The organism is Vibrio sp. 10N.222.54.E6, assembly GCF_041473955.1.
Lineage (GTDB): Bacteria > Pseudomonadota > Gammaproteobacteria > Enterobacterales > Vibrionaceae > Vibrio > Vibrio tasmaniensis_A.
Map to the genome: position 1 here is coordinate 1 of NZ_JBFRTD010000080.1, position 512 is coordinate 512.

At 39.1% G+C, this 512-nt stretch carries 2 protein-coding genes; both read right to left on the reverse strand.

The features are described from left to right. Positions 1-72: 72 nt before the first annotated feature. Positions 73-279 (reverse strand): hypothetical protein, encoded by a 207-nt coding sequence (locus AB4513_RS24480; RefSeq protein WP_102258302.1) that lies wholly within the window; start codon positions 277-279, stop codon positions 73-75. 15 nt (positions 280-294) lie between these two features. Continuing rightward, complete coding sequence (locus AB4513_RS24485; protein ID WP_157936403.1) at positions 295-471, reverse strand: hypothetical protein; 177 nt, start codon at positions 469-471, stop codon at positions 295-297. Between the last annotated feature and the right edge of the window lie 41 nt (positions 472-512).

Genomic DNA, 512 nt, shown 5'->3' on the forward strand with positions numbered 1-512 from the left:
TTAAATGCAAGCCTTTCAGCTTCTCGACTTTTGCGCCACTCTTCGTGTGATTGTTCCATTTATTCCCTCTACTTAGATGTATTTCGATTTATCTGTTTGAGCTAACGTTTTTTCTGATAGCTCTAGAATGTCGTCAATATACTTCTCAGCGTGTTCGCTAACACCAATATCTTTTAAGAACTTGAGAGCAATTGAATTATTAGCAAGTTGCTGAGTAAGAAGCCCAACATCTGATTTAAGACTCTCTACCTGTTTAGGTAGAGATATTCCTTTAGCCACAATTTACCCTCTTAGTTAGTTTCTTTCTAGAACAGGGACTAGGAAACTCCCTGTGCTCCCTTGCAACCATGCTCGATGCAGAGTGGTTCTTGCTACAAGTTTTCGCATGAATTTCGGCAAAGGTTTTTTACCAACACCAGCGGTTTTATAAGCGTTTATACGCACATATTCAAACGAATCACGGTCTAGCATATATTCCCCTTAAATCAGTAACATGATACGAATGCGCTATT

Bases quoted from the DNA above. Each gene is read 5' to 3' on its own strand.
- AB4513_RS24485 (WP_157936403.1), bottom strand. From the start codon at position 471: ATGCTAGACCGTGATTCGTTTGAATATGTGCGTATAAACGCTTATAAA.